This window comes from Alkalicoccobacillus gibsonii (genome assembly GCF_016798245.1).
Taxonomy (GTDB): Bacteria; Bacillota; Bacilli; order Bacillales; family Bacillaceae_D; genus Alkalicoccobacillus; species Alkalicoccobacillus gibsonii.
On the sequence record NZ_JAEUZA010000006.1, the window covers coordinates 62,966 to 78,863 of the forward strand.

Sequence of the window (15,898 nt, forward strand, 5' to 3'; positions counted from 1 at the left end):
GCGACGTTTAATAATATAACATGGTACCTTTGATTTGTGCAACCCTTTTTCGAAAAAAAGTTTAAATATTTTTTTAGGAGGGAGAAAAAGCTTGTTTTCTCCCCCTTATATTACCGCAAAGCGCCTATCATTTCAAACATCGGAAGCATCACTGATAAAAACACAATAAATATGAATCCACCCATGCCAATAAAGAAGATTGGCTGCAGGAGAGCCAATCCCTTCTTTAACGACTCTTCAAGATCCGTAAAAAGTAATTCACTATAATTTTGCAAATCAGACGCAAGATAGCCTGTACGATTTCCATTCTCAACAACAAATGAAAGGTCTTTAAGAAAGTAATAACGATTTTGAAGCATTTGAGTGAGCGACTCCCCCTGCTGCAACTCCCTTTTCATTAGTACAGCTTCATGTTGAAAAAACGGAAGATGGGTCTGCTCCTCGAATATAGATAAGGCATGTTGAATCGACATTCCTCCTCCAAGGAGCCTTCCAAATTGTAAAGAAAAATAATAAGTAAGGATTCGACGAGTTAACTCTCTTGTTATTTTTAATTGCAATAACTTGTTAATCTTTAAATGCGGCGGAATTGGTTTAATCTTTATACGGTAGTACAGATAGAGGACAAACAACAGTATAAAAAATACGAAAGCAATTAAGGGGAGATTTTCTAAGATCTTAAAGAAAAAGGCTGTTAATGCTGGAGGATTGCTATTCATTGAGACAAACAAATTCTGAAAATGAGGAACGATAAATTGTTGAACAATAATTAATACCATAACACCAGCCCAGCCTAAAACAAGCGGATAACGCAAGAGCTTCTGTATTTGGACTCTTGTTTTCTCTCTTCCCTGAAACACAATTCCCGCTTGGATAAATCCGTTTGCTACCTCCCCTTGTTCTTCGTAAAAATAAATAAAAGAAAGAATATCAGCAGGTAGATGTAACCGTTCGAATGCTTCATGAATGCGCATACCACTGTGTAAGTCCATTTGCACCTGATTAAGTTGTTCTTTAATCTCTTCATTTGCGTGGAGGGAGATGAATGAAAGTGCTGCCTCCATGGTATACCCTTGTTGTAACAAGGTCCCTATTCGAATCAACCGTTTAGCTTGCTCTAATTGATTGATTTTTCTTCGTAATGCAATCAGGTCCATTCCTCCATTCGTTTAACTACTCCACTAGATATAAATCCTAATGCCCAGGCTTTTCTAGCTGAATGAATGAGTTCGTAGTAGATTGGACGAGTACCAGTTACTACTGCACTCGTTAATAAATCCCCATCAAGGATTTCATAGAGAGCACGCTGGTGAGCCCAAATGGTATTAACTAATCTCTGGGCAACAATCGCCTGGCATACTTCAGCTAGTTCCATCTTAGACAAACCATATTCCTGAAAACGTAAAACGGCCTGATACGCATCTGTCGTGTGGATACTTGCAATCACAAGATGACCCGTTAGCGCTGCCCTGATCGCTAGAGCCGCCGTTTGCTGATCACGTATTTCTCCTACAATAATGACATCAGGATCGTGTCGCAGAATGGCTCGGAGTCCTGACTCAAAGGTCAACCCCGCTCGCTGATTGACTTCCAATTGAACAGTAGACGGTAACATGCGTTCAATTGGATCTTCAATTGTGATTAGTGATCGTGTGTGTTCTTTAATAATTTCATTTGCCATTCCATATAATGTTGTCGTTTTACCAGAGCCTGTAGGGCCGCAAATTAACACAAGTCCATTTCGTAATTTAGTTATTCGTTGGAGTTTTGAAGATTGGGTATTTATTAGAGGTAAAGCTTCTAAAGACTGGAGCGTGGTTTGAGGGATTAATCGAATGGCCATGCTTTCCATTCCATGTGCGGGTAAAGTGGATAATCTGAGGGAGTAAAGACCTCTAGTTGATTGCATATTCATAGCCATACTTTGGGGTTTTCTTCGTTCCCCGATGTCCATACCTGACATGTACTTAAAATGGCTAATCATTCGTTCAGCTACATGATGAGTGAGGCGCCGCTGTGAAACCATCTCACCATGAATTCGGTAGTGAACAAAACAATGATTTTTTTGCGGAATAAAATGAATGTCGGTTCCCTGTTTATGAATAGCATCTTCAATTAGACGAGTACTTTCTTTATCAATTTCGTACAATGATTCACCTTCTTTCTTTGACATCTGTAACAGTCATTCGACATCTTTTACTTTTTTCCTCCTAACAACATAAAAATAGTGTTAATGGGACATACTGTAGGGGTCAACATCATGATGGGCTATGGCCAAGTGGATGGTAGCGAACTCAGAACCCGCTAATGTTGGTTCGAATCCAACTAGCCCAATATAAAAGACGAGCGCACCCATCGTTGCACTCGTCTATTTTGATTTTTTTCTTGTTTTTGGAATGGTTCTTGAAGGCTGTTTACGTATCCATTTAATAAATTTTCTAACTGACCCGTCCTCTTGAAGTTCCTTAATTGTAGATAGTCTTGCTGCAAGCTCCGCATTACTGTACAACACATGAATTTGTTTATGACAAGGAATACAGAGCATGGCAGTTTGTAGGTGAGCCCCACCCTTTTGTCTCGGCGTTAAATGATGAACCGTTCGTTCCACTTCTTCTCGCAAACAGAGCTCACACTGACCGATATTCATCTATTCACCTTCTTACATTCTCGAATGTTCACAACATTCTTCTGAAATTATTCTCCCTTTTCTCACGTAAATTTGCTACGATTGATAATATCTTTTTAGAGATGTAGCGATTGATGCAAAGGATGTTTTAGCATGCAAACAGCATTTTATCAACATAAACTAACTACCTTACCTACACTAGACCGTAGTGAATGGCAGCGTGTATACCAAGCTGCAAAAAGAGGAGAGGTGACCTGTCCACATTGTCAGGAACCTGTACGCATGAATATGAGCATTAAATGCGCTCCTTCATTTGAACATCCTCATTCAGTTTTTGATTGCGAGGAACAGGTAAAAAAACTGGAACAGATACATACAAAACCAGAACAAACGATTTCAAATAAAACGGAAACAAGTGTCGGTGGGTTTATATTACCCAAAGGACGTTCTATTGAATCTCATTCTAAACCAGTTAATGATTTGGAATGGAAGGAGCCTGTTTCCATTCACAGCTTTCCGTCCTTTACAAAGCCTTCTTCAGTTAAAGAAAATCAGCCACATCCTTATCGACAATCTCTCGAGCAGTCAGGAATTATCCTTGACGAGGCACAGTGGAAAGCTGTAACAAAAACGGAAGGACCCTTGTTACTTGTAGCTGGTGCCGGCAGCGGTAAAACACGTGTCCTAACAAGCAGAGCGGCTTACATGCTTCAGCATGTCGGTATAAAGCCAGAGCAAATGATCCTCGTTACCTTTACAGCAAAAGCTGCAAGAGAAATGAAAGAACGGATGCAGATCTATCCTGGTCTTTCTAAACAACTCTTGCGGAAACTAATGATTGGAACATTTCATAGCATTTTCTATAAAATGCTTCTACATCATGAGCCTGAGAAATGGGACAGCCGTTACTTGTTAAAGGAATGGCAACGAGTACAAATCATTAAAGAGGCTGGTCGCAACATGGGTCTAGATGAGAAAGAATTCGCCTATGATCAAGCCCTTACTCAAATAAGCTGGTGGAAGAACCACTTAATGACTCCTGAGCAAGTAAAACCTTTGGACCACTGGGAAGAGCGCTGTGCCTCTTTGTACAAAGTATATGAAGAAACAAGAGTTGCTAAGGTTTCCTTTGACTTTGACGACATGTTAACGGGTTGTTATGACATGCTTACTACCAATCAAACCTTACTTAAACGATACCAGGATCGTTTTTCGTATGTTTCAGTTGATGAGTTTCAAGATATTAATAAAATACAATTTAAGCTGATTCAACTATTAAGCGAGCCAAATCGTAATCTTTGTGTTGTTGGTGATGATGACCAATCCATTTACGCTTTTAGAGGTAGTGATCCCGAATACCTTCGCCGCTTCCCTGCTTTATACCCAGAAGGTGAGACGCTCATTCTAAATCAAAACTACCGGTCCACTCACCCGATTGTGTCTCTTGCCAATAACGTTGTAAAAACAAATAAGCATAGAATGAGTAAGGAACTGCAGGCTCAAACGACTTCAGACACCGTTCCTTTTCTTTTCTTTCCTTATGATGAGGAAGAGGAAGCAACAATGATTGTGACAGATATGAAAGAGCGTATTCAAGAAGGTGCACTCCCTTCTGATTTCGCTATTCTTTACCGGACAAACGTTCACTCAATGGCTTTATTTGAACGGCTCGTCCAGTCCAGTATTCCATTTGTGATCGAACAGGATGGTGAATCCTTTTACAGACGAAAAGTCGTTAAAAAAGCGTTGGCTTACCTTCGGATTGCACAGCAGCCAGATGATACAGAGGCGATGACTGATCTGATTGGGGCTTTGTTTCTAAAACAAGAGAGATTAGCCGAGATTAAGAGCCTTAGCATCGTGCATGACTGTTCTCTGCTTGAAGCCTTAAAGCATCTTAGTGGCTTAAAACCGTTCCAGTTAAAGAAAATGGAGGATCTGCCCTCTCAATGCAGGGAAATTAATCAATCAACTCCTTTGGAGGCATTAAACCGAATTGAAAAGGAGCTCGGCTTTAAGGATTATCTTAAAAAGCAAGGCAGCGAAGGAAATAAAATGGATAAAGGAAGCGATGATCTTGCGAGATTAAAAGTTTCCGCAAGACAACATAACTCCATTCCTTCTTTCTTAGAACATGTCAATCATATGCAGGCTAAACAAGACGAACATCGTATGCAAGCGACTCCAGCTGACGCAGTTCAGTTAATGACCATACACCGATCAAAAGGGCTGGAGTTTAAAAACGTTTATATCCTTGGTGCGGTTGAAGGATCCATGCCACATGATTATGCGTTGGAAGCTTGGCGTGATGGAGATGATCAACCACTTGAAGAAGAACGCAGGCTTATGTATGTGGCTATGACTCGCGCGGAACAAGCTCTAGCAATCTCCGTTCCAATGATGTATAGAGGAAAACGAGCACAGCGCTCTCGATTTGTACGTGAGATGAGTCGACAATCAGCTTCAATTAAACGTTCCGAGGTGAAATTAAGATGAGTTCAACGATCATTTCTAAAACCGAACAGTGGGTACGTAGAAAGCTTTCTCACGATACGTCTGGACACGATTGGTATCACATTGAGCGAGTTACAACTCTAGCTCGTTACCTTTGCAAAGATACTAAAGCAGACGAAAATACGGTGATTCTTGCAAGTCTTCTCCATGATCTAGCTGACGATAAGTTAATTGACGATGAAGAAGTTGGACGCCAAATGATTGAAACATGGCTAAAAGACCAGCATGTATCTAAAGAGATCATTGACCATATCCTTCAAATTATCTCAACGATGTCCTTTAAGGGCGGTACAGGTTCTCCTATGGAGACACTGGAGGGGCAAATTGTTCAGGATGCTGATCGACTTGATGCATTGGGTGCAATTGGTATAGCAAGGACCTTTACGTACTCTGGGCATAAGCAGCAACCGATGTATGATCCCTCTTTACCTACTAGAGAAGCCATGACCATTGAAGAATATCGACACGGTCAATCAAGTGCCATTCATCACTTTTATGAAAAGCTGTTAAAGTTACCTGCACTTATGAATACGCCAAAAGGAATGGCCTTAGCAGAAGAGAGAGCCCAATACATGAAGTCCTTCTTACAGCAATTTTATTCAGAGTGGACATTTAAGAAGTAGTGAAAAGAGCCAAAACCCTTTACGGTTTTGACTCTCTTTATTACCCTTGAAGTTTCATCGTCGTAGCAATATTCCTGGCTAGTTCTTCAAGGTATTTCAACCCATTTTCCATCGCATCTTCAAGCGGAATCGCCCCTGGAACTAATGAAAATGCCGCATCAATTCCATGTTCGTAAATTACTTCATATCGCTCTCCTAATTGACCAGCAACCGCAATGACTGGCAGACCAGCTTCTTTTGCGGCTTTAGCTACACCAATTGGCGTTTTACCAAAAATAGATTGATGATCAAGGCGCCCTTCGCCTGTTATAACTAGATCCGCTCCTTCTAGGTGTGAGACAAAGTTTGTCAACTCTAACACAAGCGTAATCCCTGAAGCTAAACGAGGCCGAACAAACGCCAATAATCCAGCACCAAGTCCTCCGGCTGCTCCTGCACCAGGTGTGTCTTGAATAGTGAGTCCAACTTGATTTTTGATCACACGTGCATAATGAGCTAGTCCTGTCTCAAGTTGATCTCGAATGTCTTGAGTTGTAGCACCTTTTTGCGGGCCATAAACAGCCGTGGCACCACTTTCACCAAGTAACGGATTTTCTACATCTGATGCCACTTCAATTGACGCTTGAGCGAGACCAGGATGAAGTTCATTTGTTTGAATTGTTGCTAACGTATGTAAGGCTCCCCCGCCAAATGAAAGCTCATGCCCCTCTTCATCCAGGAGTTTTACACCTAAGGCCTGAGCCATCCCAGCTCCTCCATCATTCGTGGCGCTCCCACCTAGACCTAATATAATCTTTGTTACTCCCTCGTTTAGCGCATCCACCATTAATTCTCCCGTTCCAAAGGATGTTGTAATAAGTGGATTTCTTTTGTCGGGTGGTACTAAATGCAAACCAGAAGCAGAAGCCATTTCAATCACAGCCACTCCTGTTTCTTTAGAAAGAGCGTAATGAGCCTCTACAGGCGTTCCCAATGGGCCTGTTACAGGTATTGTTTTAATCTCTCCGTGTAGGGCATCAGCTAATGATTCAACCGTCCCCTCTCCTCCATCTGCCATTGGAATTTTAAGATATGTAGTGTTAGGAAATACTTGTTTAAACCCATTTTCTATTGCTTGTGCAGCTTCAATTGCCGAGAAACTCTCTTTAAATGAGTCTGGAGCAATGATTATTTTTTTCATTCTTTTTCTCTCCTTCGCTAAAATATTTTTCCACCCATAAAAGATAGCGCTTTCTTATCACCTTGCAATCATACCTAATCTATCATTCTTGTACAAGACAGACGGAAATCACTACATAAAAAAAGTCATCCGCAGCTAATCTGCGAATGACTTTTAGGTTAGTTTCCTTTTTCTTTCTCTTCATTCCATGCATCTGCACCCTTTAATCCAGGTATATTCTTCTGGAAGAATACAGGATCCTTACCTGATTTACGCTGTTCCTGGTAATCTTTGATCGTTGCAAAGGCTACCTTGCTAATAAGTAATATGACGACAAGGTTTACTGCAGCAGTAATTGCCATAAAGACATCTGCCAGTTCCCAAGCAAGTTCAATTCCAATCATTGAACCAACCACAACCATAATGATTACTGCAATCCGGTACACATGAAGCCAGATTGTTCCCTCTTTAATAAATTGGATATTTGATTCTCCGTAATAATAATTTCCAAATAGAGACGTGAAGGCAAAGAAGAAAATAGAAATTGCCACAAATCCAACAGCCCAGCTGCCTAAATGATCACTTAATGAGGCTTGCGTTAAGGCCACGCCATCCACTGCTCCTGTTTGGTAAACATCTGATAGTAAAATAGCAAAAGCTGTTGCTGAACAGACAATGATGGTATCAAAGAAAACACCGAGTGATTGAACAAGACCTTGTTTAACAGGGTGAGTAACGTGAGCTGCTGCTGCAGCATGTGGGACACTACCCATACCTGCTTCATTCGAGAATAATCCACGTCTAGCACCAAGCACAAGTGCTCCAATTACAGTTCCTGTTGTCGCTTCTCGTAAACCAAAGGCATCTTGTACGATTAGCAAAAACACGGAAGGTATCTGAGTATAATTTAAGATCATAACAAAAAAGACAACACCAATATAAAATACTGCCATGACTGGGACAACAATTGAGGATATCTTAGAAATCCGTTGTACACCACCATAAATGATTAAACCCGTTGCAGCTGCGACTAATAACCCGACAATTAATTTATTGAAATTAAAGGCTTCGTTAAGTGCATTAGTAAGGGTATTTGCTTGTAATGAGTTGAAAATTAACCCAAACGTTATGGAGATTAAGACTGCAAAAAAGACAGCGAGTCCTCTTTTTCCAAGGGCCGTTTGAATGTAGTAAGAGGGACCACCTCGGAATTGATTTCCATCCTTCACTTTATACACTTGAGCTAATAAACTTTCAATGAACCCTGTAGCCATCCCAATGATCGCGACGACCCACATCCAAAAGATAGCTCCAGGTCCTCCTGTAGCAATCGCAAGAGCAACACCTGCAATATTCGCAGAGCCAACTCTTGAGGCAGCACTTATACAAAAAGCTTGAAAGGCAGAGACTTCATCTTTATTTGACGTTTTATCTCCAAGTACTCTAAACATTTCAGGAAACATTCGAATTTGAACAAAGTTTGTTCGGATTGTAAAATAAAGTCCTACTCCCACAAGTAAAATGATTAAAATGTATGTATATACAAAATCATTTAACTTTCCTATTAAATCAATTAAGCTGTCCATCTTTTGTTCCTCCTTTAAACTGAATTTTTATCATACCCTTAATACGCGATACAAGCAATCTATGTAAAAAATATCCATATTTAAAAGGAGAACGATTACCGTTCTCCCTAATAAGTACCCAATCCCTATTCTTTTGAACCTTCCTTCGTTAAACCAAGTTCATTCTCAAGAAGTTTTTTATTTGCTAAGATCGTCGTGTCCTTTGGTCGATATCCACGAGCCACTTCATTTTTTTCATAAGATTTTTGCTTATCACCCGTTCGATAATAACAAACACACAACTGGAGATTAGGATACCATGTCGAATAAGCTGGGTAACTAAAACTCCATTGGTCTGGATCAGGTTTTAAATTCGCAGAGACTTCATACCAATAAATAGCATCAAGATAAAAAGCTCTTGTTTGATAGTTATATCCAATTCTCGAACAAGCTTCTGGCCTAGGTGTTCTAGTGTAAAGAAATGAATCAAACAATGCTTTAAGTTCCTCATCAACTTGATTTAATGCTCGATAGCAATCTGCCTTTCCGATGCAGGCATGGAAGGTGTCTTCAATCCATCCATCCCCTTTTTCGATGTGAAGATTATACTGCTCAATAGCTTTTTCAAACTTTCCTTTTTCTCTTAATTCATTTCCATAGTAAAAGTAATCTCTAGCAGAGAATTCTTCTCCATTCTCTTCTTTTTGCTGGAATATGGAATAAATCACACCTACATTACTACTTGCTTTTTCCGGCGTAAATTCTTTTTTATGTGTAATGGAAATGTCCGAATTAATGATGTTTCCAAACACATTTAAGTATTCGTGAGCGTCTCCTCCCCAAAGAAAATTCTTCGATCGTTTTACTAAGCGATTTCTACGATATCTAAGAGCAACATTACCCTCATCATCGACTCCATTGTCGTAGTACATGGAGACCGAATCAACAGAGGGGTCTAATGTCTCTTTTAGCTTAAGTAATTTCTCTTGATCTTCTTCAAGTAAAACATCATCTGCATCTAAATAAAGGATGTACTCTTTAGTTGCATGTTTAAATGCTTCATTTCTTGCTGCTGCATAGCTATCGGTCCACTTATAGAAAAAGACTCGATCAGTGTACGTCCGAGCTAATTCTTCCGTTCCATCTGTAGAACCTGTGTCCAGAATATTAATTTCGTCTACAATGTGCTTCACCGTATCAAGGCACCTTCCAAGTAACTTCTCTTCATTTTTAACAATCATACATAAGCTGATCGTAATCATTTAGGCTCACTCCTAACTTTTATCTTCCTACTATCTGTATACTATGAGGAAAGTGTAAGTACGTGAAAAAACAGCCACTTATAAAAAGTAGCTGTTTCAGAGTCATCATGATAAACGAACAATATTTAAATTTGCTCCAACGCCGGGTTGTAATGTGGCTGCTCCCAGCAAACTATATAGCTGAAGACTTATCGTTGCTCCAGCTGGCACCACTTGGATAAATTGAGTAGTGAAGATATTTGTTGCAAGTCCTGGTGCGACTACCGAACGATCTACTTGAGTACCATTTAGTAAAATTCTAGAGTTTAACAATAATCCCGCAGTTGTTCTGACAGTGTAACCAATTTGGTAAGTCCCTGCTTGTAAAACTGTAAATACAGTACCACCTGCATCTGCTGTTACATTTGAAAGAAGCTGTAGGTTTGGTAAAGGGACTAGTGTTCCGGTTAGAATAACCGCAATAACTGATCCTTGCGTGTTCCCAGCATAACCAAAGGTTGAAGTAACGCTCGGGCCGGTTGCTCCCGTTGGTCCGGTGGCCCCAGTAGGTCCTGTGGCTCCCGTTGCTCCCGTTGGTCCGGTTGGTCCGGTTGGCCCCGTTGGTCCGGTTACTCCGGTCGCTCCCGTGGCTCCAGTTGGTCCAGTTGGTCCGGTTGCTCCCGTTGGTCCGGTCGCTCCCGTGGCTCCTGTCGCTCCTGTGGCTCCCGTTACTCCTGTGGCTCCCGTTGCTCCTGTCGCTCCTGTGGCTCCCGTTACTCCTGTGGCTCCCGTGGCTCCCGTGGCTCCTGTCGCTCCTGTCGCTCCTGTGGCTCCTGTTGGTCCAGTTGATCCGGTCGCTCCCGTGGCTCCCGTTACTCCCGTTGGCCCTGTGGCTCCGGTCGCTCCCGTGGCTCCAGTTGGTCCTGTGGCTCCGGTTGCTCCGGTTGCTCCTGTCGCTCCGGTTGCTCCTGTTGTTCCGGTTGCTCCCGTTACTCCCGTGGCTCCTGTGGCCCCAGTAGGTCCGGTTACTCCGGTTGCTCCCGTGGCTCCTGTAGGTCCGGTTACTCCGGTTGCTCCAGTAGGCCCAGTTGGTCCGGTTGCTCCCGTTACTCCCGTTGGCCCTGTTGCTCCTGTTGCTCCTGTTGCTCCCGTCGCTCCCGTTGGTCCGGTTGCCCCCGTCGCTCCGGTTGCTCCTGTTGCTCCCGTCGCTCCCGTTGGTCCGGTTACTCCCGTGGCTCCTGTAGGTCCTGTTGGTCCGGTTGCTCCTGTAGGTCCTGTCGCTCCGGTCACTCCGGTTGCTCCTGTAGGTCCGGTTGCTCCCGTGGCTCCGGTCGCTCCCGTGGCTCCCGTTACTCCCGTGGCTCCCGTGGCTCCGGTTGCTCCCGTTACTCCCGTTACTCCCGTTGGCCCTGTTGGCCCTGTTGCTCCTGTGGCTCCCGTTGGCCCTGTGGCTCCCGTTACTCCCGTGGCTCCCGTTACTCCCGTTGCTCCAGTTGGTCCTGTTGGTCCAGTTAATCCGGTCGCTCCCGTGGCTCCAGTTGGCCCTGTTGGCCCTGTTGCTCCTGTGGCTCCCGTTACTCCTGTCGCTCCTGTGGCTCCTGTGGCTCCCGTCGCTCCCGTTGGTCCGGTTGCCCCCGTCGCTCCGGTTGCTCCTGTGGCTCCCGTGGCTCCCGTGGCTCCCGTGGCTCCTGTTGGTCCAGTTGGTCCGGTTGCTCCCGTTACTCCCGTGGCTCCTGTTGGTCCGGTTACTCCGGTCGCTCCCGTGGCTCCCGTTGCTCCCGTTACTCCCGTGGCTCCTGTTGGTCCAGTTGGTCCAGTTGGTCCGGTCGCTCCGGTTGCTCCCGTTGCTCCTGTCGCTCCCGTGGCTCCAGTTGGTCCAGTTGGTCCGGTTGCTCCCGTTACTCCCGTTGCTCCTGTGGCTCCGGTTGCTCCGGTTGCTCCTGTCGCTCCGGTTGCTCCGGTTGCTCCTGTCGCTCCTGTCGCTCCGGATGCTCCTGTTGTTCCGGTTGCTCCCGTTACTCCCGTTGCTCCTGTGGCTCCCGTTGGCCCTGTGGCTCCCGTTGGCCCTATGGCTCCCGTTGGACCTGTGGCTCCCGTTACTCCCGTTGCTCCAGTAGGTCCAGTTGGTCCGGTTGCTCCCGTTACTCCCGTTGGTCCGGTTGGCCCCGTTGGTCCGGTTACTCCCGTCGCTCCTGTAGGTCCTGTGGCTCCGGTCGCTCCCGTGGCTCCCGTTGGTCCGGTTGCCCCCGTCGCTCCGGTTGCTCCGGTTGCTCCGGTTGCTCCCGTGGCTCCCGTGGCTCCCGTTGGTCCGGTTACTCCCGTGGCTCCTGTTGGTCCTGTTGTTCCGGTTGCTCCTGTAGGTCCGGTTGCTCCTGTGGCTCCGGTTGCTCCGGTCGCTCCCGTTACTCCCGTTGCTCCTGTGGCTCCAGTTGCTCCTGTGGCTCCAGTTGGCCCTGTGGCTCCAGTTGGTCCGGTCGCTCCCGTTACTCCCGTGGCTCCGGTTGGTCCGGTTGCTCCTGTAGGTCCGGTCGCTCCTGTGGCTCCCGTTGCTCCTGTTGGTCCAGTTGGTCCGGTTGTTCCTGTCGCTCCGGTCGCTCCCGTTGCTCCTGTTGCTCCCGTTGGCCCTGTGGCTCCCGTTGCTCCTGTTGGTCCCGTTGGTCCGGTTGCTCCCGTTACTCCCGTTGGCCCTGTTGGCCCTGTTGCTCCTGTGGCTCCCGTTACTCCTGTCGCTCCGGTTGCTCCTGTTGCTCCCGTCGCTCCCGTTGGTCCGGTTGCCCCCGTCGCTCCGGTTGCTCCGGTTGCTCCCGTGGCTCCCGTGGCTCCCGTTGGTCCGGTTACTCCCGTGGCTCCTGTAGGTCCTGTTGTTCCGGTTGCTCCTGTGGCTCCCGTTGCTCCTGTGGCTCCAGTTGGCCCTGTGGCTCCGGTTGCTCCGGTCGCTCCCGTTACTCCCGTTGCTCCTGTTGCTCCCGTTGCTCCTGTGGCTCCCGTTGGCCCTGTGGCTCCCGTTGGTCCGGTCGCTCCCGTTACTCCCGTTGCTCCTGTTGGTCCGGTTGCTCCTGTAGGTCCGGTCGCTCCTGTGGCTCCCGTTGCTCCTGTTGGTCCAGTTGTTCCTGTTGTTCCTGTCGCTCCGGTCGCTCCCGTTGCTCCTGTTGCTCCCGTTGGCCCTGTGGCTCCCGTTGGCCCTGTGGCTCCCGTTGCTCCTGTTGGTCCAGTTGGTCCGGTTGCTCCCGTTACTCCCGTTGCTCCTGTTGGTCCGGTTACTCCGGTCGCTCCCGTTGCTCCCGTTGCTCCGGTTGCCCCGGTTGCTCCCGTTACTCCTGTGGCTCCCGTTGGTCCGGTCGCTCCCGTTACTCCCGTTGCTCCCGTTACTCCCGTTGCTCCTGTTGGTCCAGTTGGTCCAGTTGGTCCAGTTGGTCCGGTTGCTCCCGTTACTCCCGTTGGCCCTGTTGGCCCTGTTGCTCCTGTGGCTCCCGTTACTCCTGTCGCTCCCGTTGGTCCGGTTGCCCCCGTCGCTCCGGCTGCTCCTGTGGCTCCCGTCGCTCCCGTTGGTCCGGTTACTCCCGTGGCTCCTGTAGGTCCTGTTGTTCCGGTTGCTCCGGTTGCTCCGGTTGCTCCTGTAGGTCCTGTAGGTCCGGTCGCTCCTGTCGCTCCAGTGGCTCCAGTTGGTCCAGTTGCTCCTGTGGCTCCGGTTGCTCCGGTCGCTCCCGTTACTCCCGTGGCTCCTGTGGCTCCCGTTGGCCCTGTGGCTCCCGTTACTCCCGTCGCTCCTGTAGGTCCAGTTGGTCCGGTTGCTCCCGTTACTCCCGTTGCTCCGGTTGGCCCCGTTGGTCCGGTTACTCCCGTCGCTCCTGTAGGTCCTGTGGCTCCGGTCGCTCCCGTGGCTCCCGTTGCTCCTGTGGCTCCTGTGGCTCCGGTCGCTCCCGTTTCTCCCGTTACTCCCGTTACTCCCGTTGGTCCGGTTACTCCCGTGGCTCCCGTTACTCCCGTTTCTCCTGTAGGTCCGGTTGCTCCCGTCGCTCCTGTTGCTCCCGTGGCTCCAGTTACTCCTGTTGGTCCAGTAGGTCCAGTTGTTCCAGTTGCTCCCGTTTCTCCTGTGGCTCCCGTTACTCCCGTTTCTCCCGTTGCTCCCGTTTCTCCCGTTGCTCCCGTTGCTCCCGTTACTCCCGTTGGTCCGGTTACTCCCGTTGCTCCTGTGGCTCCCGTTACTCCCGTGGCTCCTGTAGGTCCGGTTGCTCCCGTTTCTCCCGTTGCTCCTGTGGCTCCCGTTGCTCCCGTCGCTCCTGTTGCTCCCGTTGCTCCGGTGACTCCCGTTGCTCCCGTTACTCCCGTTACTCCGGTTGCTCCCGTTACTCCGGTGACTCCCGTTGCTCCCGTCGCTCCTGTGGCTCCTGTAGGTCCTGTTGGCCCTGTTGCTCCTGTAGGTCCGGTCGCTCCCGTGGCTCCCGTTAATCCCGTAGCTCCGGTTGCTCCTGTCGCTCCTGTAGGTCCTGGTGGGCCCGGTGGTCCTGTAGGTGGTGGTGGTCCATCAAGTACAAGCAATCCGACATCATCGATGAGCATATCTGATCCTCCAACTTGTGGAAGCGAGTTAAGAAGGATCATTGCTTGTGTAGCATTTAAAGGGACAGTAGATGTAGTTTGACTTATTTCTAACCACGTGTTTGTTGAGATACCTGGAATATTTTGAGGGGGTATACTAATAATTAATCCATAACCTATAAAATTAAAGCTATCATCATAATAATTAACAGATATAGTTATCGGTGCTGCTACATCCATATCAGATACTTTTGATATGGATGTATAAAATTGAAATGTTTCTCCTGGATTAATATCAACGATTTGATAGATATAAGCGTTATTGAACGTATCATTTAAAAGAAGGCTATAAAATCCTGAATGGCTATACGAAGATGTGACTTCTGCATTAAGAGGCACCCATGGACTTATAGTTCCTGTTTCAAAACCTCCATTTATGATTTTATTTATCAATTCCTCTCCTCCTTTACACAATATAGTCTATAAATATTCAGTATTTACGCTTTTTGTATGAGCCTTCACCTACAACCTTAATCCATTTCCCAACAAAAAAAGCCCAATTAATGGGCTTAAATCCTACAAATTAATCTACTCTAATTACTACAAGTGAAGCACCTACTCCTGCTTGTAATGTAGCAGCTGCAATAACTCCGAATAATTGTAATCCGATTGTCGTTCCTGCAGTTAACGTAGTGATAACATCAGCTTCAAAACTACTTAAGGTTAGTACTGGAGAAATAATCGTTCCTGGTATTGGCGTTCCACCCGCCACCGCTTGAGCTCCTGCTAGTAATCCAGCTGTAAGATTAATACGGTACGTGATGAAATATCTTCCTGTTACAGGCACAGTAAATAAAGTTGATGCACCATTTGCTACAAACCCATCTAAACTTTGAACCCCTGTTAAAGGTATAGGAGTCCCTCCTAAAACGACAGCAACGATTCCTCCAGCTGTGTTCACAGCTGACATACTATTTGCTGTAACAGACGTTCCGGTTGCTCCTGTCGCTCCCGTTGGACCTGTGGCTCCTGTCGCTCCCGTTGGGCCGGTTACTCCTGTCGCTCCCGTTGGACCGGTGGCTCCCGTTTCTCCCGTTGGACCGGTTGCTCCGGTTGCTCCCGTTGGACCGGTGGCTCCTGTCGCTCCCGTTGGACCGGTTGCTCCCGTTTCTCCCGTTGGACCGGTTACTCCTGTCGCTCCCGTTGGACCTGTGGCTCCCGTTTCTCCCGTCGGACCGGTTACTCCCGTCGCTCCCGTTGGGCCGGTGGCTCCTGTCGCTCCCGTTGGGCCGGTTACTCCTGTCGCTCCCGTTGGGCCAGTGGCTCCCGTTTCTCCCGTTGGACCGGTTACTCCTGTCGCTCCCGTTGGGCCGGTGGCTCCTGTCGCTCCCGTTGGGCCGGTGGCTCCTGTCGCTCCCGTTGGGCCGGTGGCTCCTGTCGCTCCCGTTGGACCAGTGGCTCCCGTCGCTCCCGTTGGACCTGTGGCTCCCGTTGGGCCGGTGGCTCCCGTTTCTCCCGTTGGACCGGTTACTCCTGTCGCTCCCGTTGGACCAGTGGCTCCCGTTTCTCCCGTTGGACCGGTTACTCCTGTCGCTCCCGTTGGACCAGTGGCTCCCGTTTCTCCCGTTGGT

General features: G+C 47.3%; 10 protein-coding genes and 1 tRNA gene. 3 read left to right on the forward strand and 8 right to left on the reverse strand.

What is annotated here, in order from left to right; all coding sequences use genetic code 11:
• Positions 1-110 precede the first annotated feature (110 nt).
• Complete coding sequence (gene comGB, locus JNO66_RS18775; protein ID WP_203090736.1) at positions 111-1,157, reverse strand: competence type IV pilus assembly protein ComGB; 1,047 nt, start codon at positions 1,155-1,157, stop codon at positions 111-113.
• A complete protein-coding gene (comGA, locus tag JNO66_RS18780; RefSeq protein WP_203090737.1) occupies positions 1,148-2,173 on the reverse strand; it encodes a competence type IV pilus ATPase ComGA in 1,026 nt (341 codons plus the stop codon). The genes comGB and comGA overlap by 10 nt, the downstream gene beginning before the upstream one ends.
• A 91-nt stretch (positions 2,174-2,264) precedes the next feature.
• On the opposite strand from comGA, the gene JNO66_RS18785 reads away from it, so the two are divergent.
• Positions 2,265-2,334, forward strand: a tRNA-Leu gene (locus JNO66_RS18785).
• Positions 2,335-2,368: 34 nt separating this feature from the next.
• Here JNO66_RS18785 and JNO66_RS18790 read toward each other — a convergent pair.
• Positions 2,369-2,647 carry an HNH endonuclease gene (locus JNO66_RS18790; protein ID WP_203090738.1) on the reverse strand — a complete coding sequence of 93 codons (279 nt, stop codon included), beginning with the start codon at positions 2,645-2,647 and terminating at the stop codon, positions 2,369-2,371.
• Between the two features lie 132 nt (positions 2,648-2,779).
• Between JNO66_RS18790 and JNO66_RS18795 the strand changes: the two genes are divergently transcribed.
• Together JNO66_RS18795 and JNO66_RS18800 are read left to right on the forward strand one after the other, a co-directional pair.
• On the forward strand, positions 2,780-5,122 hold the full coding sequence (locus tag JNO66_RS18795; RefSeq protein WP_203090739.1) for an ATP-dependent helicase: 2,343 nt from the start codon (positions 2,780-2,782) through the stop codon (positions 5,120-5,122).
• Entirely contained in the window at positions 5,119-5,763 is a 645-nt protein-coding gene (locus JNO66_RS18800; RefSeq protein WP_203090740.1) for an HD domain-containing protein, read from the forward strand. The genes JNO66_RS18795 and JNO66_RS18800 overlap by 4 nt, the downstream gene beginning before the upstream one ends.
• A 40-nt stretch (positions 5,764-5,803) precedes the next feature.
• Here JNO66_RS18800 and JNO66_RS18805 read toward each other — a convergent pair whose 3' ends face one another.
• The 5 genes from JNO66_RS18805 to JNO66_RS18825 form a co-directional block, all read right to left on the reverse strand.
• Entirely contained in the window at positions 5,804-6,943 is a 1,140-nt protein-coding gene (locus JNO66_RS18805; protein ID WP_203090741.1) for a glycerate kinase, read from the reverse strand.
• 158 nt (positions 6,944-7,101) lie between these two features.
• Positions 7,102-8,508, reverse strand: coding sequence for an alanine/glycine:cation symporter family protein (locus tag JNO66_RS18810; protein ID WP_203090742.1), 1,407 nt, complete (start codon positions 8,506-8,508; stop codon positions 7,102-7,104).
• A gap of 125 nt (positions 8,509-8,633) precedes the next feature.
• Complete coding sequence (locus JNO66_RS18815) at positions 8,634-9,749, reverse strand: glycosyltransferase family 2 protein (RefSeq protein WP_203090743.1); 1,116 nt, start codon at positions 9,747-9,749, stop codon at positions 8,634-8,636.
• Positions 9,750-9,854: 105 nt separating this feature from the next.
• A complete protein-coding gene (locus JNO66_RS18820) occupies positions 9,855-14,720 on the reverse strand; it encodes an NTTRR-F1 domain (RefSeq protein ID WP_203090744.1) in 4,866 nt (1,621 codons plus the stop codon).
• 130 nt (positions 14,721-14,850) lie between these two features.
• Positions 14,851-15,898: BclA C-terminal domain-containing protein (locus JNO66_RS18825; protein WP_203090745.1), on the reverse strand; the 1,048-nt coding region annotated here is incomplete at its 5' end.

Excerpts from the sequence above, each read along its gene's own strand:
- comGB (WP_203090736.1), bottom strand. The coding sequence starts at position 1,157 with ATGGACCTGATTGCATTACGAAGAAAAATCAATCAATTAGAGCAAGCT.
- comGA (WP_203090737.1), bottom strand. The coding sequence starts at position 2,173 with ATGTCAAAGAAAGAAGGTGAATCATTGTACGAAATTGATAAAGAAAGT.
- JNO66_RS18790 (WP_203090738.1), bottom strand. The coding sequence starts at position 2,647 with ATGAATATCGGTCAGTGTGAGCTCTGTTTGCGAGAAGAAGTGGAACGA.
- JNO66_RS18795 (WP_203090739.1), top strand. The coding sequence starts at position 2,780 with ATGCAAACAGCATTTTATCAACATAAACTAACTACCTTACCTACACTA.
- JNO66_RS18800 (WP_203090740.1), top strand. The coding sequence starts at position 5,119 with ATGAGTTCAACGATCATTTCTAAAACCGAACAGTGGGTACGTAGAAAG.
- JNO66_RS18805 (WP_203090741.1), bottom strand. The coding sequence starts at position 6,943 with ATGAAAAAAATAATCATTGCTCCAGACTCATTTAAAGAGAGTTTCTCG.
- JNO66_RS18810 (WP_203090742.1), bottom strand. The coding sequence starts at position 8,508 with ATGGACAGCTTAATTGATTTAATAGGAAAGTTAAATGATTTTGTATAT.
- JNO66_RS18815 (WP_203090743.1), bottom strand. The coding sequence starts at position 9,749 with ATGATTACGATCAGCTTATGTATGATTGTTAAAAATGAAGAGAAGTTA.